The organism is Mesorhizobium oxytropidicola, from assembly GCF_056174625.1.
This window is the reverse complement of record NZ_CM149692.1, coordinates 2,315,651-2,340,378: the sequence shown is the minus strand read 5'-3', so window position 1 is coordinate 2,340,378 and position 24,728 is coordinate 2,315,651. Positions and strand designations below refer to the sequence as shown.

The window sequence follows — 24,728 nt, the reverse complement described above, 5'->3', positions numbered from 1 at the left end:
ACCCACAAAATATCCGCGGCGCCTCCGACGCCGCAAACCGGAGCCAGACATTGACCGCAAATCTCCCAGCCGCGCCCAGCCAGGACAGTGCTCCCCGGCAGGCGCTTGTGATGTCCACCATCGCCTTCACCGTATGCTTCGCGGTGTGGACGATCTTTTCAATCATCGGCGTGCGCATAAAGCAGGAGCTCGGACTGAACGAGACGCAGTTCGGCCTGCTCGTCGGCACGCCGATCCTCACCGGTTCGCTCGTGCGCATGGTGCTCGGCGTCTGGACCGATCGCTTTGGCGGGCGGCTGGTCTACACCGCGACCATGCTTGCGGCGGCGGTTGCGACCTTCCTGCTGGCTTTCGCGCACACCTACGGGCAGATGCTGGTTGCCGCGCTCGGCGTCGGGCTCGCCGGCGGCTCCTTCGCTGTCGGCGTGTCCTATGTCTCGCGCTTCTTCCCGGCCGACAAGCAGGGCACGGCCCTCGGTATCTTCGGCGCCGGCAATGTCGGGGCCGCGGTCACCAAATTCCTGGCGCCCTTCGTGCTTCTCTCCTGGGGCTGGCAGTCGGTGGCTCTGATCTGGGCGGCAGCGCTCGTCGTCATGGCCGCCATCTTCTGGTTCACCACCGGCGATGATCCCGTCATCCGCGAGCGCCGCGCCGGCAAGGCAGCACCCACGAGAAGCTTCTGGCAGGAATTCGCGCCGCTCAAGAATGTGCAGGTCTGGCGCTTCGCCTTCTACTACTTCTTCGCCTTTGGCGCGTTCGTGGCGCTGTCGCTGTGGCTGCCGCGCTACCTGATCGGCGTCTACGGCTTCGGGCTTGCGACCGCCGGCATGATCGGCGCGGCCTATTCAATTCCCGCAAGTGTGTTCCGCGCCTATGGCGGCGTGCTTTCCGACCGGATCGGCGCCCGGACCGTGCTCTATTCGACGTTCGCCGTCAGTGCCGTCGCGACTCTCGTTCTGTCCCTCCCCTCGGCAGACTACGTCGTGCGCGGCATTAGCGGGCCGATCGCCTTCCATTTCGAGATCGGCCCGCTCGCCTTCATCGCCGTCGCCTGCGTGCTCGGCTTTTTCATGAGCCTCGGCAAGGCCGCCGTCTACAAGCACATCCCGGCCTACTATCCGCAGAGTGTCGGCGCGGTCGGTGGTGTGGTGGGCATGATCGGCGGCCTCGGCGGCTTCATCCTGCCGATCGCCTTCGGCGCCCTCAACGACCTCACCGGCGTGTGGTCGAGTTGCTTCATGCTGCTCTTCGTCATCGTCGTCACCTGCCTTGCCTGGATGCATGTCTCCATCCGGCGCATGGAGCGCGTGGCATCCGCCGAACCTTCACCCCTTTCCTACGCGGCTGAGTGAGACCGGACATGACAGAGAAACTCGTCATCATCGGCAACGGCATGGCGCCAGGGCGCATGCTCGAGCATCTGCTGGAAAAGGCGCCCGGCCGCTACCAGGTCACCATCTTCAACGCCGAGCCGCGTGTGAACTACGACCGCATCATGCTGTCGCCGGTGCTGTCGGGCGAAAAGGATTATGAGGAGATCATCATCCATGGTGACGGCTGGTACATCAAGCACGGCATCACCCTCTACAAGGGCCACAAGATCGTTGCCATCGACCGGCAGGCGAAGACCGTCACCTCCGATCACGGCGTAACCGAGCCGTACGACAAGCTCGTCATCGCCACCGGCTCAGTGCCGTTCATCATCCCGGTGTCGGGCCACAATCTGCCCGGCGTGCTGACCTACCGCGATCTCGACGACGTACGCGCCATGATGCTTGCCGCCCAGTCGCGGGCGAAGGCCGTCGTCATCGGCGGCGGCCTGCTCGGCCTGGAAGCCGCGGCCGGCCTCAACGCCCAAGGCATGGACGTCACCGTGCTGCATGTCATGCCGACGCTGATGGAGCGCCAGCTCGATCCCGCCGCCGGCTACCTCTTGCAGCGCGCGGTGGAGCAGCGCGGCATCAAGGTCATCACCAAGGCCAACACCCAGGCGATCACGGGCGACGGCAAGGTCGAGCAGGTGGAACTCGCCGACGGCACCATCATACCGGCGACGCTGGTGGTCATGGCCGTCGGTATCCGGCCGAATTCGGCGCTGGCGAAAGATGCGGGCATCTCCGTTAACAGAGGCATCGTTGTCGATGCCGGCATGCGCAGCAACGACCCCGACATCTACGCGCTCGGCGAATGCGCCGAGGTCAACGGCATGGTTTACGGGCTGGTGGCACCACTCTATGAGATGGCACGCGTCGCCGCCAGCCAGCTTGCCGGCGACGAGGCCGCTGCCTTCGTCCATTCGGACACGCCGACCAAGCTCAAGGTCACCGGCATCGAGCTGTTCTCGCTCGGCGACTTCGCCGATGGCGACGACCGCCAGGAGATCGTGCTGCGCGACGCTTCGGCCGGTGTCTACAAGCGGCTGGTGCTGAAGGACGACCGCATCATCGGCACCGTGCTCTATGGCGAGACGGCCGATGGCGCCTGGTTCAACGACCTCAAGAAGAAGCAGACCGATATTTCGGAGATGCGCGACACGCTTATCTTCGGCCAGTCCTACCAGGGGGGTGCCCCGCTGGACCCTATGGCGGCCGTTGCAGCCTTGCCGGATGATGCGGAAATCTGCGGCTGCAACGGCGTTTGCAAGGGAAAGATCACCGGCGCGATCACGGCCAAGGGCCTGGCCTCGCTCGATGACGTGCGCGCCCACACCAAGGCGTCGGCCTCGTGCGGCTCCTGCACCGGGCTGGTCGAGAAGCTGATGGTGCTGACCCTCGGCGACACATACAACCCGGCGGCCGTCCAACCCATGTGCTCCTGCACCACGCTCGGCCATGATGAAGTGCGCCGGCTGATCAAGGCCAAGCACCTGAAGACCATTCCCGCCGTCATGCAGGAGCTGGAATGGAAGACCTCCTGCGGCTGCGCCAAATGCCGTCCGGCGCTCAACTACTACCTCGTTTGCGACTGGCCAAACGACTATGCCGACGACTATCAGTCGCGCTTCATCAATGAGCGGGTGCACGCCAACATCCAGAAGGACGGCACCTATTCGGTGGTGCCGCGCATGTGGGGTGGCGTCACCAACGCCGCCGAACTGCGCGCCATAGCCGACGTCGTCGACAAGTTCGAGATCCCGATGGTCAAGGTCACCGGCGGCCAGCGCATCGACATGCTGGGCATCCGCAAGGAAGATTTGCCGGCGGTGTGGGCCGATCTCGGCCAGGCCGGTTTCGTCTCCGGTCATGCCTATGCCAAGGGCCTGCGCACGGTGAAGACCTGCGTCGGCTCCGACTGGTGCCGCTTCGGCACGCAGGATTCGACAGGTCTCGGCATCCGCATCGAAAAATTCATGTGGGGTTCGTGGACGCCGGCCAAGGTCAAGATGGCGGTGTCGGGCTGCCCGAGGAACTGCGCCGAGGCGACCTGCAAGGATGTCGGCGTCATCTGCGTCGACAGCGGCTACGAGATCCACTTCGCCGGCGCCGCCGGCCTCGACATCAAGGGCACCGAAGTGCTCGGTCTTGTGAAGACAGAAGACGAAGCGCTGGAGCATATCGTGGCGCTGACGCAGATGTATCGCGAGCAGGGCCGCTATCTCGAACGCATCTACAAATGGGCCAAACGCATCGGCATCCCCGAGATCAAGCGCCAGATCATGGACGATGGCGAGAAGCGCAAGGCCTACTACGAACGCTTCGTCTTCTCCCAGAAATTCGCCCAGGTCGACCCATGGTCGGAGCGCGTCTCCGGCAAGGACAAGCACGAGTTCCGGCCGATGGCTTCTGTCGGGTTCGCGGAGGCGGCGGAGTGAGCGGGTGTTCCCGAAAAGTGGGAACCGGTTTTCGGTCAAGAACACGCGCAAAAAGGGAATTCACATGAACTGGATCGCCATCGGCTCCCTCTCCGACATCCCCCGCCGTGGCGCGCGCTGCGTTGCCACCCCGCAAGGCAAGGTCGCCGTCTTCCGCACGCAGGACGATCAGGTCTATGCCATCGACGACCATTGTCCGCACAAGGGCGGGCCACTCAGCCAGGGCATCGTCCATGGTGCGGCGGTGACCTGTCCCTTGCACAATTGGGTGATCTCGCTCGAGACAGGCAAGGCGCTCGGTGCCGACGAGGGCGTGGTGCGCACCATTCCGGTCAAGGTCGAGGGCGAACGCCTGTTCCTGGCGCTGGAAGCGCTGGCCAGCCGCGCCGCCTGACCATGGAGATCGATGCAGCACGCGAGGTGAGGACCACCTGCCCCTATTGCGGGGTGGGCTGTGGCGTGCTGGCGAAGGTCGCCGCAGACGGGCAAGTGTCCGTCCGCGGCGACCCCGATCATCCCGCGAATTTCGGCCGGCTGTGCTCCAAGGGCTCGGCACTGGCCGAGACGATCGGCCTCGACGGCAGGCTGCTTCATCCCGAAATCGACGGCCGCCGCGTCGGCTGGGACGAGGCACTCGACCGCGTCGCCTCGACCTTTTCGCAAACCATCGCCGAGCACGGGCCGGATGCGGTCGCCTTCTATGTCTCGGGCCAACTACTGACCGAGGATTATTACCTCGCCAACAAGCTGATGAAGGGTTTTGTCGGCTCGGCCAACATCGACACCAATTCGCGCCTCTGCATGGCCTCGTCGGTCGCCGGCCACCGCCGTGCCTTCGGCTCCGACACGGTGCCGGGAACCTATGAGGATCTGGAAATCGCCGACCTCATCGTGCTGGTCGGTTCCAACCTCGCCTGGTGCCATCCCGTGCTCTACCAGCGCATCGCGGCAGCCCGGGAAAAGCGGCCGGAGATGAAGATCGTGCTGATCGACCCGCGCCGCACCATGACATCTGATATCGCCGACATGCATCTGGCGATCGCGGCGGATGGCGACGTCGCTCTGTTCACCGGCCTGCTCGCCTGGCTCGGCCAGCACAACGCACTCGACCGCTCCTACATCACCGCGCACACGACCGGCTTCGGACAAGCGCTTTTCGCGGCGTCGGCGCTCGATCTTGGCGGAATCGCTGCCGCCACCGGTCTGAGCGAGGACGAACTCACCCGCTTCTACAGCCTGTTTGCCGCGACCGCGAAGACGGTGACCGTTTACAGCCAGGGCGTGAACCAGTCGTCGTCCGGCACCGACAAGGTCAACGCCATCATCAATTGCCATCTCGCCACCGGTCGCATCGGCAGGCCGGGAGCCGGGCCGTTCTCGGTGACCGGCCAGCCCAACGCCATGGGCGGCCGCGAGGTCGGCGGCATGGCCAACATGCTCGCCGCCCATATGGAGATCGACAACCCCGAACACCGCGACCGTGTGCGCCGCTTCTGGAACGCGCCCGATGTCGCGCAAAAGCCCGGCCTGAAGGCGGTCGAGATGTTTCAAGCCGTTGCCGACGGGCGCATCAAGGCGCTGTGGATCATGGCGACCAATCCGGTCGATTCGATGCCGGACGCCGATGCTGTCGAAGCGGCGATCAAGGCTTGCCCGTTCGTCGTGGTGTCGGATGTGCTGGCCAGCACGGACACGGTCCGCCATGCCCATGTTCGACTGCCCGCCACCGCCTGGGGCGAGAAGGACGGCACCGTCACCAATTCGGAGCGCCGCATCTCGCGCCAGCGGTCGTTTCTGGCGGCGCCCGGCGAAGCGAGGCCCGACTGCTGGATCATCGCGGAGGTGGCGCGGCGGATGGGATTTGGCGAGGCGTTTGGGCACGAGACGCCGGCGGAGATTTTTGGTGAGCACGCCGCGCTGTCCGGGTTCGAGAATGATGGTGCGCGGGATTTCGATATCGGTGCGTATGCCGGGGCCGATGCTGAAAGTTATGCATCACTTGAGCCATTCCAATGGCCAGCCCCCAGCCCACGAGGCGGCACTACGGAGCACCAACCCATTCGCTTCTTCGCCAACGGCAATTTCTACACACCCGACCGCAAGGCACGCTTCATCGCCATCCGCGCCACCACCGAAACCCGCGCCACATCCGATTTCCCCCTCATCCTGAACACCGGCCGGATCCGCGACCACTGGCACACCATGACGCGCACCGGCAAAAGCCCGCGTCTGTCCCAGCACATCGCCGAGCCCTTTGTCGAAATCCACCCCGTGGACGCGCAGCACCACGGCATCGGCGACGCCGACATCGTGCGTATTGCCAGCCCGCGCGGCGACGTGCTGGTTCGCGCCTTGATCACGCCCCGCCAGCGCCCGGGCAGCGTCTTCGCGCCGATGCACTGGACCGATCAGTTCGCGGCAAAAGGCCGGCTCGACGCACTGACCGCACCGCTCATCGATCCGGTCTCAGGCCAACCCGCGTTGAAGCATGTCGCGGCCCGCATCGAGAGATTTGTCGCCAAGGCCTTTGGTTTCGCCGTGATGCGCCAGAAGCCGGAACGGATTGACGCGAGCTATTGGGCGGTTGCCAAGTGCCGGGGCGGATGGCGGGTCGAGCTTGCCTTTGCCGACGACGCTATCGACTGGACAGCCTTTGCCGGCTCGCTCTTCGGTGCCCCCGCAGCCGAAATGCTCGCCTATCACGACCGCGACGCCGGCCAGCACCGCATCGCCGCCTTCGATGGCGAGCGCCTCATGGGCGCCTTGTTCGTCGCACCCGGCCCGGTCGCGGTGTCGCGCGGCTGGGCGGCGGAACAGCTTGAAGAAGTCCACGCCAGCCAGCGCGAGCGCTTCCGGATCGTCGCCGGCCGCGCCGGTGCCGAACGGCCCGATGCAGGCGCAACCGTCTGCTCCTGTTTTAGCGTCGGGGCTAACCAGATCGTGGCCGCGGTGACGGCTGGCTGTACGACCGTCGAAGCCATCGGCAGTGCCCTGAAGGCGGGCACCAATTGCGGCTCCTGCCGGTCCGAAATCCGCGCCCTCATCCTGACCAACCGCGTTCAGGCGGCCGAGTGAGCAGCGCCCTCCGGGGCGATTGAGCGGTCCGCAAGACCGCGCCAAACCTGTCCAACTGTTAATTCGACTTCGTCTGGGTTCGGCCATATTGGTGGATGGGGGTGAAAGATGCCGCCATGGATCAGCAATTGGAAATGCCCCTGCAGACGACCGTCTTGCCACGCCGTTCGCGTGGCTGGATTCCGTGGCTGATCTTCATTGCCATTGTCGCCGCAACCGGCGCCTATCTCTATCAGCGTCCGCATGTCGAGGCCAAACAGCCCGGCCGCAGGCGCGGCGCGCAGCCGACAACGATCGGCGCCGCCGCCATCGAAAAAGGCACGATAGACGTCACCCTCGATGCCCTCGGCACGGTGACCTCGCTCTCCACCGTCACCGTCAAGTCGCAGGTCACCGGCCCGCTCATCCAGGTCAATTTCAAAGAGGGCCAGGACGTCAAGAAGGGCGACCTGCTGGCTGAGATCGACCCCCGCCCCTTCCAGGCGGCGCTCGCCCAGGCCCAGGGCCAGCTGGTGCGCGACCAGGCCATGCTCAAAGATGCCCAGCTCGATCTCGTCCGTGATCAGAAGCTGGTGGCGCAGGGGGCGGCGACACCCCAGACCCTCGACGCGCAGGTCGCCCTTGTCGCGCAGGACCAGGGCTCGGTCCAGGTCGACCAGGCGATGATACAGACCGCCACCCTCAATCTCGATTATTGCCGCATCCTCTCGCCAGTCGATGGACGGGCCGGCCTGCGCCAGGTCGATGAGGGCAACTATGTCACCCCAAGCGATGCCAACGGCATCGTCATCATCACGCAAGTGCAGCCGATCAGTGTGCTGTTCACCGTGCCCGAGGATGAATTGCCCGCGATCGCGCAGCGCATGCAGCTCGGCGCCACGCTGCCCACCTCTGCCTTCGACCACGCCGGAGCCAAGAAGCTCGCCGACGGCCAGCTCGAGACCTTCGACAGCCAGATCGACCCGAGCACCGGCACCATCAAGCTGCGCGCGGGTTTCGCCAATGAGGCGCGCCTCCTCTATCCGAACCAGTTCGTCAACGTCGGGCTTCTCGTCGACGAGCACAAGGACGTCGCGATCGCCCCGATCGCCGCGATCCAGCGTGGCCTGCCCGGCACCTTCGTCTATCTGGTCAACCCCGACAGCACGGTCGCCGTGCGCAAGGTCACGCTTGGCGTCACCAATGGCGAGCACGTCGAGATCCTCGCCGGCCTGAACCCCGGCGACCGCGTCGTCGTCGACGGCGCCGACAAGCTCCGCGACGGCGCCCATATCAACCTTCAGCAGGACGGCCAGGCCCCGGCACAGCCCCGGGCGACGGCACCACCCCCCGCGGCGGGCCAGACGCCGGCACAGACACCCGCCCAGACCCCGCCACAGGCAGCAGCCCCATCGGACGGACAGAAGCCAAATGGGGAGACGTCAGACGGACAGGCGCTGGATGGCACGGCGCACAAGCATCAGGGCCACAAGCACCGCCATTCGGAGTCCGGGCAGCAGCAATGAGCCCGTCGCGCGCCTTCATCCTGCGGCCGGTGGCGACATCGCTGTTCATGGTCGCCATCATGCTGTCCGGCCTGCTGGCCTATCGCTATTTGCCCGTCTCGGCCCTGCCCGAAGTCGACTATCCCACCATCCAGGTGCAGACCTTCTATCCCGGCGCCAGCCCTGACGTAATGACGTCCTCGGTCACCGCACCGCTGGAAGTCCAGCTCGGCCAGATCGCCAACCTCAACCAGATGAACTCGGTGAGTTCGGCCGGGTCGTCCCTCATTACACTGCAGTTCAGCCTAGCGATCTCGCTCGATGTCGCCGAGCAGGAGGTACAGGCCGCCATCAATGCCGCCGGCAATCTTCTGCCGGCCGACCTGCCGGCGCCGCCGATCTATGCCAAGGTCAACCCGGCCGACGCGCCGGTGCTCACCCTCGGCCTGACCTCGGCCACAATGCCGCTGCGCGACGTCCAGCAACTTGCCGATACAAGACTGGCGCAGAAGATATCGCAGCTGCCGGGTGTCGGCCTCGTCAGCCTCAGCGGCGGCCAGCGCCCGGCCGTGCGCGTCCAGGCCGATCCGCGCAAGCTCGCTGCCTATGGCCTCAATCTCGACGATCTGCGCACCACTTTGGGCAGCGCCAACGTCAACACGCCGAAAGGCAATTTCGACGGGCCGTCGCGCGCCTACACCATCAACGCCAACGACCAGCTGAAGAGCGCCGACGAATACCGCTCGCTGATCGTCGCCTACAAGGATGGCGCGCCGGTGCGGCTGAGCGATGTGGCCGATGTGGTCGACGCCACCGAGAACAACCGGCTGGCGGCCTGGATGAACAGCACGCCGGCGATCATCCTCAACATCCAGCGCCAGCCCGGCGCCAACGTCATCGACGTGGTCGACCGCATCAAGGCGCTGTTGCCGCAGCTCCAGGCCTCGCTGCCCAACGCCGTCGACGTCAAGGTGCTGACCGACCGCACCACGACCATCCGCGCTTCCGTGCGCGACGTCGAATACGAGCTGACGCTGTCGATCATCCTGGTCGTGCTGGTCATTTTCGTCTTCCTGCGCAGCGCGCGCGCCACGCTCATCCCGAGCCTTTCGGTGCCCCTGTCGCTGATCGGCACGCTGGGCGTCATGTACCTGTTCGGCTTCAGCCTCGACAATCTGTCGCTGATGGCGCTGACCATCGCCACCGGCTTCGTCGTCGACGACGCCATCGTCGTCATCGAGAACGTCGCGCGCTATGTCGAGGAAGGCGCGACACCGCTGCAGGCGGCGCTGAAGGGCTCGCAACAGATCGGCTTCACCATCATCTCGCTGACCGTGTCGCTGATCGCGGTGCTGATCCCGCTTCTGTTCATGGGCGATGTCGTCGGCCGCCTGTTCCGCGAATTCTCCATCACGCTTGCCACCACCATCCTGATCTCAGCCGTGGTGTCGCTGACGCTGGTGCCTATGGCCTGCGCCAAGCTGCTCAAGCCGGTGGCGGCGGTGCGCGAGAACGCCTTGCAGCACGCCAGCCGCGACTTCTTCGACTGGGTGATCCGGGGCTACGGCCGCGCGCTGACCTGGGTACTCGACCGCCAAACGCTGATGCTGGTGGTGGCGGCGGCGACCTTGGTGCTGACGGCGGCGCTCTACGTGGTCATCCCGAAGGGGTTCTTCCCGGTACAGGACACCGGCGTCATCCAGGCCATATCAGAGGCGCCGCAGTCGATTTCCTATGCCGCGATGGCGGATCGCCAGCGGCAGCTGGCCGCCATCATCCTCAAGGACCCCGATGTCGACGGCCTGTCGTCCTTCATCGGCGTCGACGGCACCAACACCACGATGAATGTCGGCCGCATTCTGATTAACCTCAAGCCGCATGAACAGCGCACCGCCGACATCACCCAAGTCATCGCCCGCCTGAAACAGGAAGCCGCTTCGGTGGCGGGCGTGACGCTCTACATGCAGCCGGTCCAGGACTTGACCATCGACGGCCAGGTGAGCCGCACCCAGTATCAATTCGTGCTCCAGGACGCCAATGCCGACGAATTGGGAGAATGGACGCCGAAGCTTCTTGCCAGGCTGAATACGCTGCGGCAGCTCGCCGATGTCGCGAGTGACCTGTCGAACAGCGGCCTTGCCGTCTTTGTCGACATCGACCGCGACCAGGCCGCGCGCTTCGGCATCACGCCGGCGACCGTCGACAACGCGCTCTACGACGCTTTCGGTCAGCGCATGGTCTCGACCATCTACACCACGTCAAGCCAGTCCCGCGTCATTCTCGAGGCCGCACCTTCGGAGCAGGATTCGCTCAAGGCGCTCTCGTCCGTCTACCTGCCCTCGTCGACGGGTGGCGCCCCGGTGCCGCTGTTGGTGGTGGCAACCACCCATATCGCCACCACGCCGCTGCAGATCACCCATATGGGGCAATTCCCCGCGACCACCGTCTCGTTCAACCTGGCGCCCGGTGCGTCGCTCGGCGAGGCGGTTACGGCGATCCAGCAGGCCCAAACCGACATCGGCATGCCGCTCAGCATCATCACCAGCTTCCAGGGTGCCGCGCGCGCCTTCCAGGCCTCGCTCGACAACACGCTGTTCCTGATCCTGGCGGCGGTGGTGACGGTCTACATCGTGCTTGGCGTGCTCTATGAGAGCTTCATCCACCCCATCACCATCCTGTCGACGCTGCCTTCGGCCGGCATCGGCGCGCTGCTGGCGCTGATGATCGCCGGCCAGGATCTGACCATCATTTCGATCATCGGCATCATCCTGTTGATCGGCGTGGTCAAGAAGAACGCCATCATGATGATCGACTTCGCGCTCGATGCGCAGCGCCATGAAGGCAAGGCGCCGCGCGAGGCCATCTACCAGGCCTGCCTGCTGCGCTTCCGACCGATCCTGATGACGACGCTGGCGGCGATGCTGGGCGCCCTGCCGCTGATGCTGGGCACCGGCGTTGGTTCGGAACTGCGCCATCCGCTCGGCGTCTCCATCGTCGGCGGCCTGCTGCTCAGCCAGTTGCTGACGCTGTTCACCACGCCGGTGATCTATCTCTGGTTCGACCGCCTCGCCGCCCGTCTGCGCGGCATCGAACCCAATCTTGCCCGAGCCGCCGATCTTCCCCGCATTCCTGGGGCGGAAGCCAGGCCATGAACCTGTCGGTCCCCTTCATCCGGCGGCCGGTGGCGACGACGCTGCTGACCTTCGGCCTGCTGGCGGCCGGGCTGGTGGCATTTCCGCAATTGCCGGTGGCGCCGCTGCCGGCGGTCGACTACCCCGTGATCTCGGTGTCGGCCTCGCTGCCCGGCGCCAGCCCCCAGGTGGTTGCAAACACCGTCGCCAGCTCGCTCGAGCGGCATCTCGGCGAGATCGCCGATGTCAACGAGATGACCTCGTCGAGCAGCGTCGGCAGCGCGCGTATCACCTTGCAGTTCGGGCTGGACCGCGACATTGACGGCGCCGCGCGCGATGTCCAGGCGGCGATCAATGCCGCGCGCGCCGACCTGCCGTCCAGCCTGCGCTCCAATCCGACCTATCGCAAGGTCAATCCCGCCGACGCCCCGATCCTCATCCTGTCGATGACATCGGACACTTTGTCCAAGGGCCAGCTCTTCGATGCCGCCAGCACCGTGCTGGCGCAGAAGCTCTCGCAGGTCGACGGCATCGGCGAGGTGTCGGTGGGCGGCAGCTCGCTGCCGGCGGTGCGCGTCGAACTCAACCCGCAAGTGCTCTACGATTACGGCATCGGGCTGGAGGACGTGCGCGCAGCCCTCGCCTCGGCCAACGCCCACAGCCCCAAGGGCGCCATCGATGTCGGCGACCAGCGCTACCAGATCTACGCCAACGACCAGGCCAACCAGGCGGATGCCTACCGTTCGCTGATCGTCGCCTACCGCAACGGCGCGCCGGTCAGGCTGTCCGATGTCGGCCAGGTCAACGATTCCGTCGAAAACATCCGCAATGCCGGTCTCGCCAACGGCAAGCCGGGCGTCCTGATCATCCTCAACCGCTCACCCAACGCCAACATCATCGCGACGGTGGACCGGGTGAAGGCGCTGCTACCGACGCTGCGCGCCTCGATCTCACCGGCCATCGACCTGTCGCTGGCGGTCGACCGTTCGACCACCATCCGCGCCTCGCTGAGCGAGGTCGCACAGACGCTGATGATTGCCATCGGCCTGGTGATCCTCGTCGTCTTCGCTTTCCTGCGCGACGTGCGCTCGGCGCTGGTGCCGATCATGGCGGTGCCCGTATCCCTGGTCGGCACGCTGGGCGCCATGTACCTGATGGGCTTCAGCATCGACAATCTGTCGCTGATGGCGATGACGGTGGCCACTGGCTTCGTCGTCGACGACGCCATCGTCGTGCTGGAAAACATCGCTCGCCACACCGCTTCGGGCATGGGCCGCATGGAGGCGGCGATCAAGGGCTCCCAGGAGGTCGGCTTCACCGTGCTGTCGATGAGCCTGTCGCTGATCGCCGTCTTCATCCCGATCCTGCTGATGGGCGGCATTGTCGGCCGGCTGTTCCGCGAATTTGCCATCACGCTGTCGGCGGCGATCCTGGTTTCACTCGCCATCTCGCTGACCACCACGCCGATGATGTGCTCGATCCTGCTTCGCCCCGAGGGACAACGCGAACACGGCCGGCTCTACCGCTTCAGCGAACGTATCTTCGAGGCCATGCTGGGCTTCTATCGGAGGTCGCTGTCCTGGGCGCTCGACAATCCGCTGCTGATCATGGCGGTGCTGGCGGCAACGCTCTGCCTCAATGGCTACCTCTATGTCACCATCCCAAAAGGCTTCTTCCCGCAGCAGGACACCGGACGGCTGACCGGCTCGATCCAGGCCGACCAGGCGACCTCCTTCCAGTCGATGTCGCAGAAGCTCACCCAGTTCGCCGGCATCGTCAGCAAGGATCCCGCCGTCGATGCTGCTGTCGCTTTCACCGGCGGCGGCCAAACCAATTCCGGTTCCATGTTCGTGTCGCTGAAGCCGCTGGCCGAGCGCAAGATCTCCGCCGATCAGGTTATCGCCAGGCTGCGGCCCGAACTGGCTGTGGTGCCAGGCGCCACGCTTTTCCTGCAGGCGGTGCAGGATATCCGCGTCGGCGGGCGCCAGTCGAACGCGCAGTACCAGTACACCTTGCAAGGTGACAGTTTCGACGAGCTGGCGGAGTGGGCGCCGAAGCTGGCGGCGGCGCTGCAAACAGAGCCCAAGCTCACCGACGTCAACTCCGACCAGCAGAACAAAGGTCTTGAAGCCGACGTCACCATTGACCGCGACACCGCAACACGCCTCGGCATATCAGCCAGCGAGATCGACAACACGCTTTACGACGCCTTCGGCCAGCGCCAGGTCTCCACCATCTATGTCCAGCGCAACCAGTACCACGTGATCATGGAGGTGGCGCCGCAATATTGGCAGAACCCCGATGCGCTCGAAAAAAGTCTATGTCAGCACATCGGGCGGATCGGTTGGCGGCTCGCAGTCGAGCAATGCGGTTGCCGGCACATTCGTCGCACCAGGCCGGTCCACCAGCGCCCAGTCGGTCGCCGCCGACGCCGCGCGCAACCAGGCCAACAATTCCATCACCAGCACCGGCAGGACGGCGGCCTCGACCGGTTCGGCGGTCAGCACCGGAGCAGAGACGATGGTGCCGCTGTCGACCGTCGCGCATTACGGCCCTGGCAGCACGCCGCTGTCGGTCAACCATCAGGGCCTGTTCGTCGCCACCACCCTGTCGTTCAACCTGGCGCCGGGCGTCGCGCTCAGCGAAGGCGTCGCGGCCATCAACGCGGCCGCCGACCGCATCGGCATGCCGGCAACCATCCATGGCAGTTTCCAGGGCACGGCGCGCGTCTTCCAGGACTCGCTCTCCGACCAGCCGCTGCTGATCCTTGCCGCGCTGATCGCCGTCTATGTCGTGCTCGGCATTCTCTATGAAAGCTACGCGCACCCGCTGACCATTCTGTCGACCTTGCCGTCGGCCGGCGTCGGCGCCTTGCTGGCGCTGACCCTGGTCAACATCGAGTTCTCGATCATGGCGCTGATCGGCATCATCCTCTTGATCGGCATCGTCAAGAAGAACGCGATCATGATGATCGACTTCGCGCTGGCCGCGGAGCGCAACGAGGGCAGATCGGCGCATGACGCCATCTTCCAGGCATGCCTGCTGCGCTTCCGCCCGATCATGATGACGACCATGGCGGCATTGTTCGGCGCCGTGCCGCTGGCCATCGGCCTTGGCGAAGGCGCGGAACTGCGCCAGCCGCTCGGCATCGCCATCGTCGGCGGGCTGATCCTGAGCCAGATCCTCACCCTCTATACGACGCCGGTGATCTACATCTATGTCGACCGTTTCGGTCGCTGGTGCCGGCAGTTGCGCCTGGCGATGCCGCGCCCGCGGACGCTACGCCCACAGGCGGGCGAATGAACGCCGCCGAGCAGCCTCCTATTGCACCGACCCGGCGCTACAGACAGCCGCGATCTCGCCGATGTTCTGGCAGAAGGCAGGGCTTTCGAGACGCGGGTCTTCGACCAGCGCCTGTGTTTCGCCGGCGGCCGGTTGGCCGGTGAAGAAAACCGGGACAGGCTGTCCGCCGCCATGGATGGTGGCGTTGTAGGCAACAACGCTGGCGGTATCGGCCGACGGAACCACGTCAGTGGCCCGCACCTCCAGATCGGCGCCGACATAGGTCAGGTCGTAATTCGTCGAGGCGGCAAGACTGCCTTGTTCGATGGCATAACGGCCCGGCGCGCTTGCCGTGGTCGCATCGGTCGAGAGCGAGCCGCTGAGCGTGTCGCTGCCGACCAGTCCGAGCCCGCCGACCGCGTAAGTGAGCGGCGGATTGGCCGCTCCCTGCGCCCGGCTTTGCACGTCGGCGACGACAGTGATCGCCCGCTTGCCGATGGTGAAATCGGCGCCGGCAAAGATGATGTCGTAGTTCGAATTGTTGGCATTGGTGATCGTGCCCTGGCCGATCGCATAGATCCCGACATCCTCACCCGAAGCGCGATCGAGCGCGCCGACAAGCGCCGTGCCGCTGCCAAGGTCGGAGAAGCTGTAGTCAAGCGCCGGATCGGCATTGCCGTAGAGCTTGCCCTGGCCGGAATTGGCGGTCACCGTGACCGCCCGCTTGCCGATGCTGAAATTGGCGCCGACATAGGTGATGTCGTAGTTCGTGTTGACGCCATTGGTGATCGCGCCTTGCCCGATCGCATAGGTGCCGACGGTCTCGCCCGCGCCACGGTCGAGCGCGCCGACAAGCGCCGCGCCGCTGCCAAGGTCGGAGAAGGTGTAGCCGAGCGATGGGTCGGTATCGCCGTAGGTCTTGCCCTGGCCGGCATTGGCCGTGACTGTGACCGCTCGTTTGCCGATCGCGAAATCCGCGCTGGCGAAGCTGATATCGTAGTTCGCGTTGGCGGCGTTGGTCAGCGTCCCCTGCCCGATCGCATAGTTTCCGACATTCTCGCCAGCGGCACGGTCAAGCACTCCGACGAGCGCCACGCCCGCGCCGAGATCTGAGTAGGTGTAGCCATAGGACGACGGGTCGGCGTTGCCGTAGGTCTTGCTCTGGCCGGAATTGGCCGTGACCGTGACCGCCCGCCTGGCAATGGTGAAATCCTTGCTGACGAAGCTGATGTCGTAATTCGCATTATTGGCATTGGAGAGCGTGCCCTGGCCGATCGCATAGGTGCTGGCATTCTCGCCGGCGGTGCGGTCAAGCACACCGACGAGAGCAGCGCCCGTGCCAAGGTCCGAGTAGGTGTAGCCGTAGGATGACGGATCGGCATTGCCATAGGTCTTGCCCTGTCCGGCAGTGGCCGTGACGGTGACCGCGCGCTTGCCGATGCTGAAGTTCGAGCCGACATAGGTGATGTCGTAATTCGAATTGTTGGCGTTGGTCAGCGAACCCTGTCCAAGGGCATAGCTGCCGACATTCTCGCCCGACACACGGTCGAGCACACCGACAAGGGCCGCACCGCTGCCAAGGTCGGAGTAAGTGTAGGCATAGGACGACGGGTCGGCATTGCCGTAGGTCTTGCCTTGTCCGGAAGTCGCGGTGACGGTGACCGCGCGCTTGCCGATGCTGAAGTTCGAACCGACAAAGGTGATGTCGTAGTTCGAATTGCCTGCGGTGGTCAGCGAGCCCTGGCTGATCGCGTAGGTGCCGACATTCTCGCCCGAAGCGCGATCGAGGGCGCCGACCAGCGCCGCGCCACTGCCAAGGTCGGTATAGCTGTAGCCAAGGGTCGGATCGGCATTGCCATAGGTCTTGCCCTGGCCGGAATTGGCCGTGACGGTGACCGCGCGCTTGCCGATGCTGAAATCCGCGCCGGCGAAGGTGATGTCATAGTTCGAATTGTCGGCGTTCGTCAGCGTACCCTGGCCGATCGCGTATGCGCCTACAATCTCACCAGAGGCACGGTCGAGTGCGCCGACCAGCGCCACGCCCGTGCCTAGGTCTGAGTAGCTGTAGCCATAGGACGATGGATCGGCATCGCCGTAAATCTTGCCCAGGCCCGAATTGGCCGTGACGGTGACCGCCCGCTTGCCGATGCTGAAATCCTTGCTGACGAAGGTGATGTCGTAGTTCGAATTGTCGGCATTCGTCAGCGTGCCCTGGCCGATGGCATAGGCGCCGACATCCTCGCCGGCAACGCGGTCGAGTGAGCCGACCAGCGCTTCGCCGCTGCCGAGATTGCCATAGCTATAGGTGTAGGACGACGGATCGGCATCGCCATAGACCTTGCCCTGACCCTGATCGACGGTGACGGTGATGGCCCGTTTGTCGATGGTGAAATTGGCGTCGACATAGCTGATGTCATAGTTCGAATTGTTGGCGTTGGTCAGCGTGCCCTGGCCAATGGCATAGGCGCCGGCGTTCTCGCCGGCAACACGATCGAGCGCGCCGACCAGGGCGACGCCAGTGCCGAGGTCCGAAACCGCATAGGTGTAGGAAGCGGGATCGTCATCGCCATAGGTCTTGTGCTGATCGGGATCGGCTGTGACCGCGATTGCCCGCTTGGCGACGGTGAACAATCCGGCGCTGTTGAAAGCGAGCCCGTAGCCGGTCAGGGCGACGAGATCGCCGGCATCGATTGTAATCGTATAAGTCCCGGCTCCGAGTTGCTGAGTGGCAAGCGTGAGTGGGGGTGAGAGCGACGGCGCGCCGCTGAAGGCGGTGGCGGCGCTGTCGCCGAGATAGGCGTTGGCTACCCCTGCCTGATAACCCGACACCGTGTAGGTCAATGTCGGCATGGCGATGTCGCCGTAGACCTTCGAAGCATTTTGGGAGGTGAAGGTCAGCGTCGGCTGGTAGGCGAAGACATAGCGGTTGCCGCTCGCGCCCACCGTTGCGCCGGTCGCCGTATTCCAGACCGCCGTGTTGCCGCTGTCGAGATTGCCGAACGTGTTGCCGGTGGGTGCTGCCGCGTAGACCAGCCAGCGTCCGCTGGTCGCGGTGACGGCATCGCTGCCGCGGTTGTTGATGAACTTGCCGCCTGCCGCCAGCACCGGATTGGTTCCACTGACCTTGGCGCTTGCTGCGATCGTCAGGTCGCCTGATGTCTGCAGCTGGACCTGCCCTGTTGTGTTGGCGCCGGTCGTGGTCACGCCCCGCGCGCTGGCGACGCTGCCGATGGTCAGCCCGCCCAGATCGACGAGGTTGACCGATCCGGCATTGGCGGCAACCGTACCGATCTGGTTGCCGGCATTGGTCAGGTTGAAATCGCCCGTACCGCCGAGCCACAGCGATGCTGCCGCCAGGCTGTTTGTCTGAGTGACCGCGCCGTTCGACGACAGCGCCAGCGTGCCGCCGCCGATCGATATCGCCTGGTCGAGCGCGAAGGTTGTCGCCGCCGTTTCGATCTGCCAGTTGGCGAAGGTGAGGCTGCCGACATAGGTCGAGCCGACCGTCGCAGAAGCCGCGTTTTGCAGCGCCGAAAGGGACGTGATCAAGCTGTCCGCCTCGTCGAGACGCCAGTTGCCGTAGACGTTGAGATTGGTGACATTGCCGCCCGACAGGCCCGTCCGGAACGTCACGCCGTTTTGAGCGCCCGAGCTGTTGCTCGGATCCGCGTCGCGGACTGTGTAAGCCAGCACGCTGTCGTTGATCCAGCCGGTCGGCACGGCGATGTAGTAATAGCCGTTGACGCCAGTGGTGACGGTGCCGATGTCGACGCCGTTCGAGACGCCGGTGACAAAACCGGGGTTCTTCACATAGTAGGGTTGGCGCGTGCCCGACGACAGCGGCGTGACGCCGCTATCCTTGTAGGCGATGCCGGAGATGGCCTGGACGCCGTTTGGATAAAAACTGTTCAGATAGGGATAGAGGCCGCCGGTCCCGCCGCCGAAAGCCGCGCTGAGGGCCGTGGCGCCGCCCGATTGCAACTGCGCCGTGGTCAGGCCGGTGCTGATGACACCGGGCGTGCCGCCGCTGCCCACGCCCGTGGTCGTTCCCGAGGTGGTGGTGTCGAAGTAGACATTGGTGACCGTGCCCCAGGAAAAGCCCACGCTGCCGCCGATGCCGGTGGCGCCCATCGTTCCGTTGACGGCCCCGGTCGAATAACCGTCGCTGAGCGAGCCCAGATTCAATCCGACCAGGCCACCGGTCTTGTCGCCGCCGAGAACCGAGCCGCTGGCATAGACCTGGCTGATCGTGCCGCTGTTGTAGCCTGCAATGCCACCGACGTTGTTGGAATCGCGCGATTGCACCGCCACCGTCGAGAACGACCGGGTGATCGTGCCCTGATTTGTGCCGACCAGACCACCCGACCCGCTGACGCCTTCGAGATACCCGCTTGCCCAAACGCCTGAGATCGTACCCTTGTTCAAGCCGGCTATGGCGCCGGTGTCATACGAGCCGCTTGTATAGCTGTCGACCAGGCCGACATTGCACACCACGCCCGAGCCGCCGACATAGCCGAACAGGCCGACATAATTGGCCGGGATCTGCCTGACCCAGATCTGGTTGATGATGTGGCCAAGACCGTCGAACGTGCCGTTGAAGCCGTTGCCGCCGTTCTGGATATTTGTGTTGCCGTCTGTGCCAAGGGCTATGAAACCCATCAAATTGTTCCAGGAATAGGTGGAACTGGCCTCGATGTCGTTGGCGAGCGCATAGCGGCCGTTCAGCCCGCTGTTGATCGCCTGCAGCTGGTTGATGTCGTAGATCAGTGTGTAGCTCTGCCCGTTGATCGACAGCGCTTGCGCCCCTTGGGTGCCCGTGAAAGTGATCTCCGCGCCGAGCGCGTAGGACATGATGCCGCCGCTGCCGCCATTGTTGGTGACCAGCGACAGACCACCGACGCCGCCGATCGTGGCGCCGGCGTTGAAGACGATCGAGTGATAGGCGCTGAGCGTCAGCGTGTTGGCGCTCCAGGCGATCGGCGCGGCAATGGTGATGTCGCCGGCCTGCGAGCCGCCGCTTCCCGTCGAGATGGTGACATTGGCCAGCGCCAGCTGGTTCTGCAGCGTGGTGACATTAATGACGCTGTCATTGGAACCGGCGGTGAAACCGCCGGTGTCGGCACCATTCGAGATGGTGACGTTGTAGGGGTCGAGCAGAAGATCGCCGGTGTCGCCGAAGCGGGCGCGCAGGTCGACGGAGCCGGTGAAGTCAAGGCGCTGCTTGCCCGACACTTCCGTGAAGCCGCCATTGCCGCCATCAGCCCCACCTTGTGCCGAGATCTTGCCGGCGAACTTGGTCTGCTCGTCGGACCAGACGACGACCGTGCCGCCATCGCCGGTGCCGGTGGCGTCGGCGTTGATCGTCGTGGCCGCATCGATCTCTGTCGTGGCAGCGGTTTGCAGTGTCCCCTTGCCCTGCTTGTCGCCGCCGATCTTGATGGTGCCGCCGCCATCCCTACCCGAGGCATCGACGACGGCATGCTTGAGTTTCACCTTCCGGCCGGTGACCGTGACCTTGCCGCCCTTGCCGCCGCTCTTGGCCGAAGCGTCGAGCTTGCCGGAGATTTCGACCGAGCCGTCGCCGCCGCCCAGCACAATGGCGCCGGACTGGCCTGACACGGTGCGTGCCTCAATGACACCGGACATGTTGACGGCCTGGCGCGCGGCATCGCGCACCGCCGCAGCCTTGAGCTCGACCGTCCCGCAATCGGCGCTGATCGAGCCGGAATTGCTGACCAGCGCGTTGCTGCCATCCGCCTTGGTCGGCACGGAGACCTGCAAAAAGCCGTCGCCGGAAAGGTCGAGCGTCGCCTTCTCGCCAGAACCCAGGCCAACCTTGCCCAGCGGCACGCTGATCGAACCCGCATTGTCGACGCTGCCGCCAATCAGTGCCGCATAGCCGCCACGGCCGATCGAGACGGAACCTTCGTTTGAGACGGCCGCCGAGGCGCCCTTGCCCTGGAACGTCAGCTTGCCGGCCTTGAAGTCGTCATCGCTGATGTCGAGCGAGGAGCCGACGAAGCCGGCGGCACTCACCTTGCCGGTCTTGGAGATGGCGATGCCGTTGGGATTGACGAGGAAGACCTGGCCATTGGCGTTGAGCTGGCCTGATATGGTCGATCTGGTGCCGCCGGTGACGCGGTTGAGCATCGTCGAGGACGATGTCGGCTGGTCGATGTTGACGGTAGCGCCCGCACCGATCGAAAAACTCTGCCAGTTGACGATGGCCGAATTGGTCGACTGCTTGATGCTCAGTTGCGAGGATGACGGGTTCGAGATGATGACGCCGCCCGACGCAACGCTGCCGCCCGTTGGCAGTTCCACCGCCCGCGCCGAGGTGAAGCCGACCAACGCCGTCGACGTCAGCAGCAGCGCCATCAGCGGCGCGCTGGTGCGATTGAGGCGACCTGGGAAGAGGGTCTGGCGCTGCATGTTCCGCCCCGTGCCGCTACTGGACCGCCGCGACCGAACAGACGGACGCGGTCTCGGCCATGCCCTGGCAGACGGCGATGCTGCCAAGCCGGGGATCCTCGACCAGCGTCTGTGTGTCGCCACCCACCGGCTGGCCGGTGAAGAAGACCGGGGCCGGCGCGCCGGCGCCATAAGCATCGGCATTGTAGGCCACCGTGGTGGCCGCCTGCGATGTCGGGATCGTGTTGGGCGCCGAGACAACCAGATCGGCGCCGACATAGGTCAGCTCGTAATTGGCCGAGGCAGTGAGGCTCCCCTGCTCGATCGCGTAGCTGCCCGGTATGCTGGCCGGCGTCGCGGCGGTCGAGAGTGCGCCGGCAAGCGCATCGCTGCCGACCAGGCCCAGCCCGCCGATCGTATAGGTGAGCGGCGGGTTGGCCATGCCTTGCGGCCGGCTTTGCGCATCCGCCACGACCGTGATTGCGCGTTTGCCGATGGTGAAATCCGAGCCGACATAGGTGATGTCGTAGTTCGCGTTGGCCGCGTTGGTCAGCGTGCCCTGGCCGATTTCATAGCTGCCGGCATTTTCGCCGGCGGCCCTGTCCAGCGCGCCGACAAGGGCGATGCCATTGCCGAGATAGGAATAACTGTAGCCATAGGACGATGGATCGGTATCGCCGTAGGTCTTGCCCTGGCCGGCATTCGCCGTGACCGTCACCGATCGCTTGCCGATGCTGAAGTCGGCTCCGACATAGCTGATGTCATAGTTCGAATTGGCGGCACCGGTGAGCGTGCCTCGCCCGATCGAATAATTGCCGACATTCTCGCCGGAGGCGCGGTCGAGAGCACCAACCAAAGCCGCGCCATTGCCGAGATCGGAATAGCTGTAGCCATAGGACGACGGATCGATATCGCCATAGGTCTTGCCCTGCCCGGCGTCGGCCGTCACCGTCACCGACCGCTTGCCGATGCTGAAGCCGGCATCGACATAGGTGATGTCGTAGTTCGAATTGGCGGCATCGGTGAGCGTGCCTCGCCCGATCGCATAGTTGCCGACATTCTCGCCGGAAGCGCGGTCGAGAGCACCAACCAAAGCCGCGCCATTGCCGAGATCGGAATGATTGTAGCCATAGGACGACGGATCGGCATCGCCATAAATCTTGCCCTGCCCGGCATTGGCTGTGACCGTCACGGCCCGCTTGGCGATGCTGAAATCGGTGCCGACATAGGTGATGTCGTAATTCGAATTGTCCGCGTTGATCAGCGTGCCCTGCCCAATCGAATAACGGCCGACATTCTCGCCGGCGACGCGATCAAGCGCGCCGACCAGGTCGACGCCGTTGCCGAGATCCGAGTGGGTGTAGCCATAGGCCAACGGATCGGCGTCGCCGTAAATCTTGCCTTGGCCGGCATTGGCGGTGACCGTCACGGCGCGCTTGGCGATGGTGAAGTCGGCGCCGACATAGGTGATGTCGTAGTCGGCATTCGAACTCGCCAGAGTGCCTTGGCCTATGGCGTAGGTACCGGCGTTTTCGCCGGCGACACGCTCGAGAGAACCAACCAGGTCGACGCCATTGCCGAGATCCGAAACGGTGTAGCCATAATAGAGCGGATCGCTGTCGCCATAGGTCTTGCCCTGCCCCGCATTGGCCGTCACCGTGATCGCGCGTTTGCCGATGGTGAAATCCGAACCGACATAGCTGATGTCGTAGTTGGAATTGTTGGCGTTGGTCAGCGTGCCTTGGCCGATCGCATAGGCGCCGACGCTTTCGCCCGCCACGCGATCAAGCGTGCCGACGAGGGCCGTGCCGCTGCCAAGGTCGGAGGTGGTGTAGAGATAGGACGACGGATCGGCATTGCCGTAGGCCTTGTGCTGTCCGGCAGTGGCCGTGACCGTTATCGCCCGCTTGCCGATGCTGAAATTGCTACCAACATAGCTGATGTCGTAATTCGCATTGTTCGCACCGGTCAGCGTCCCTTGCCCAATGGCGTAGGTGCCGACATCCTCACCCGTCGCCCGGTCCAGTGCGCCGACCAGTGCCGCGCCAGTGCCGAGATCGGAAACCGTGTAGCCGAGGGTCGGGTCCGCGTCGCCGTAGGTCTTGTCCTGGCCAGCATTGGCCGTGACGGTGACTGACCGCTTGCCGATGCTGAAGCCGGCGCCGACATAGGTGATGTCGTAGTTCGAGTTCAAGGCATTGGTCAGCGTTCCCTGCCCTATCGCGTAGGTGCCGACATCTCGCCGGCTGCCCGGTCGAGAACACCGACCAGCGCTGTACCACCGCCGAGATCGGATACTGTATAGCCGTAGGACAGCGGATCGCTGTCCCCATAGATCTTGCTCTGCCCCGCATTGGCCGTGACCGTGACCGCGCGCGGCGTCACGGAAAGGTTCGCGCTAACGTAGTTGATTGCGTAATTGCTGTTGGCGAGCGTGCCCTGGGTGATGCCGTAACTGCCGACACCAGATGCCGTCGTCGCCGTTGTCGCCAGCGCGCCGGTAAGGCTGTCGCCATTGACGAAATTTCCCGAGGCCAGTTGATAGGTCAGTGCCGGATTGCCGTCGCCATAGCTGCGGCTCTTGGCATCGGCCGTCACCGTGATGGCGCGCGGTGTCACCGCCAGATTGCTGCCGACATAGCTGATTGCATAGTTGCTGTTGGCAAGCGTGCCCTGCGTGATGGCGTAACTGCCGACACCGGATGCCGTCGTCGCGGTTGTTGCGAGCGAACCGCTAAGGTTGTCGCCATTGACGAAATTGCCCGAAGTCAGCTGGTAGGTCAGTACCGGATTGCCGTCGCCATATGCACGGCTCTTGGCATCGGCCGTCACCGTGATGGCGCGCTGCGTCACCGCCAGATTGCCGCCGACATAAGTGATCGCATAGTTGCTGTTGGCGAGCGTGCCCTGCGTGATGGCGTAACTGCCGACGCCAGATGCCGTCGTCGCTGTTGTTGCGAGCGATCCACCGAGGCTGTCGCCATTGACGAAGTTACCTGATGTCAGCTGATAGGTCAGCGCCGGATTGGCGTCGCCATAGGCACGGGTCCGGGCATCGGCCGTCACCGTGATGGCGCGTTTCGTCACCGACAGGTTGGCACCGACATAGGTGATCGCATAGTTGCTGTTGGCGAGTGTGCCTTGCGTGATGGCGTAGCTGCCGACAGATGATGCCGTCGTCGCTGTCGTCGCCAGCGCACCGCTCAGGCTGTCGCCGTTGACGTAACTGCCTGATGTAAGGTGATAGGTCAGCGCGGGGTTGGCATCGCCATAGATGCGGGTCTTGGCATCGGCTGTCACTGTGATCGCGCGTGGCGTCACCGACAGATTGGCGCCGACATAGGTGATCGCGTAATTATTGTTGTTGAGTGTGCCTTGCGTGATGGCGTAGCTGCCGACGTTGGACGTTGTTGTCGCCGATGTTGTCAGCGCGCCTGTCAGGCTGTCGCTGCCGACAAGACTGCCTGATGTGAGCTGATAGGTGAGCGCCGGATTGCTGCTTCCGTATGTGCGGCTCTTGCCGGCGGCAGTCAC

Annotated in this window: 9 protein-coding genes and 1 pseudogene; 7 read left to right on the top strand and 3 right to left on the bottom strand. The window is 64.6% G+C overall.

All coding sequences use genetic code 11. From position 1 onward, the window contains the following. The first annotated feature begins 110 nt into the window (after positions 1-110). From AC0V8S_RS11575 to AC0V8S_RS11545, 7 genes and pseudogenes are all read left to right on the top strand, one after another. Entirely contained in the window at positions 111-1,352 is a 1,242-nt protein-coding gene (locus tag AC0V8S_RS11575; RefSeq protein WP_475438603.1) for an MFS transporter, read from the top strand. Positions 1,353-1,360: 8 nt separating this feature from the next. Further along, complete coding sequence (gene nirB, locus AC0V8S_RS11570; RefSeq protein WP_475437747.1) at positions 1,361-3,811, top strand: nitrite reductase large subunit NirB; 2,451 nt, start codon at positions 1,361-1,363, stop codon at positions 3,809-3,811. Between the two features lie 64 nt (positions 3,812-3,875). Further along, positions 3,876-4,205: a nitrite reductase small subunit NirD gene (nirD, locus tag AC0V8S_RS11565; RefSeq protein WP_475437746.1), complete on the top strand. Its 330-nt coding sequence runs from the start codon at positions 3,876-3,878 to the stop codon at positions 4,203-4,205. A 2-nt stretch (positions 4,206-4,207) separates the two neighbouring features. Next, positions 4,208-6,886 (top strand): nitrate reductase, encoded by a 2,679-nt coding sequence (locus tag AC0V8S_RS11560; RefSeq protein ID WP_475437745.1) that lies wholly within the window; start codon positions 4,208-4,210, stop codon positions 6,884-6,886. A gap of 116 nt (positions 6,887-7,002) precedes the next feature. After that, a complete protein-coding gene (locus tag AC0V8S_RS11555; RefSeq protein WP_475437744.1) occupies positions 7,003-8,391 on the top strand; it encodes an efflux RND transporter periplasmic adaptor subunit in 1,389 nt (462 codons plus the stop codon). Beyond that, positions 8,388-11,522, top strand: a complete 3,135-nt coding sequence (locus AC0V8S_RS11550) for an MdtB/MuxB family multidrug efflux RND transporter permease subunit (RefSeq protein ID WP_475437743.1) — start codon at positions 8,388-8,390, stop codon at positions 11,520-11,522. Before AC0V8S_RS11555 ends, AC0V8S_RS11550 begins: the two co-directional genes overlap by 4 nt. Further along, positions 11,519-14,804 (top strand): annotated as a pseudogene (locus AC0V8S_RS11545) (efflux RND transporter permease subunit). The gene AC0V8S_RS11550 and the pseudogene AC0V8S_RS11545 overlap by 4 nt, the downstream one beginning before the upstream one ends. Before the next feature lie 18 nt (positions 14,805-14,822). Here the strand turns inward: AC0V8S_RS11545 and AC0V8S_RS11540 are convergent. From AC0V8S_RS11540 to AC0V8S_RS11530, 3 genes are read right to left on the bottom strand one after another with little or no spacing between them, the layout of a single operon-like run. After that, entirely contained in the window at positions 14,823-21,215 is a 6,393-nt protein-coding gene (locus AC0V8S_RS11540) for an MBG domain-containing protein (protein ID WP_475437742.1), read from the bottom strand. 16 nt (positions 21,216-21,231) lie between these two features. Further along, positions 21,232-23,388: an MBG domain-containing protein gene (locus AC0V8S_RS11535; protein WP_475437741.1), complete on the bottom strand. Its 2,157-nt coding sequence runs from the start codon at positions 23,386-23,388 to the stop codon at positions 21,232-21,234. A 23-nt stretch (positions 23,389-23,411) separates the two neighbouring features. Then, the gene (locus AC0V8S_RS11530) at positions 23,412-24,728 is read right to left on the bottom strand and encodes an MBG domain-containing protein (protein ID WP_475437740.1); all 1,317 of its coding nucleotides are present in this window, start codon (positions 24,726-24,728) and stop codon (positions 23,412-23,414) included.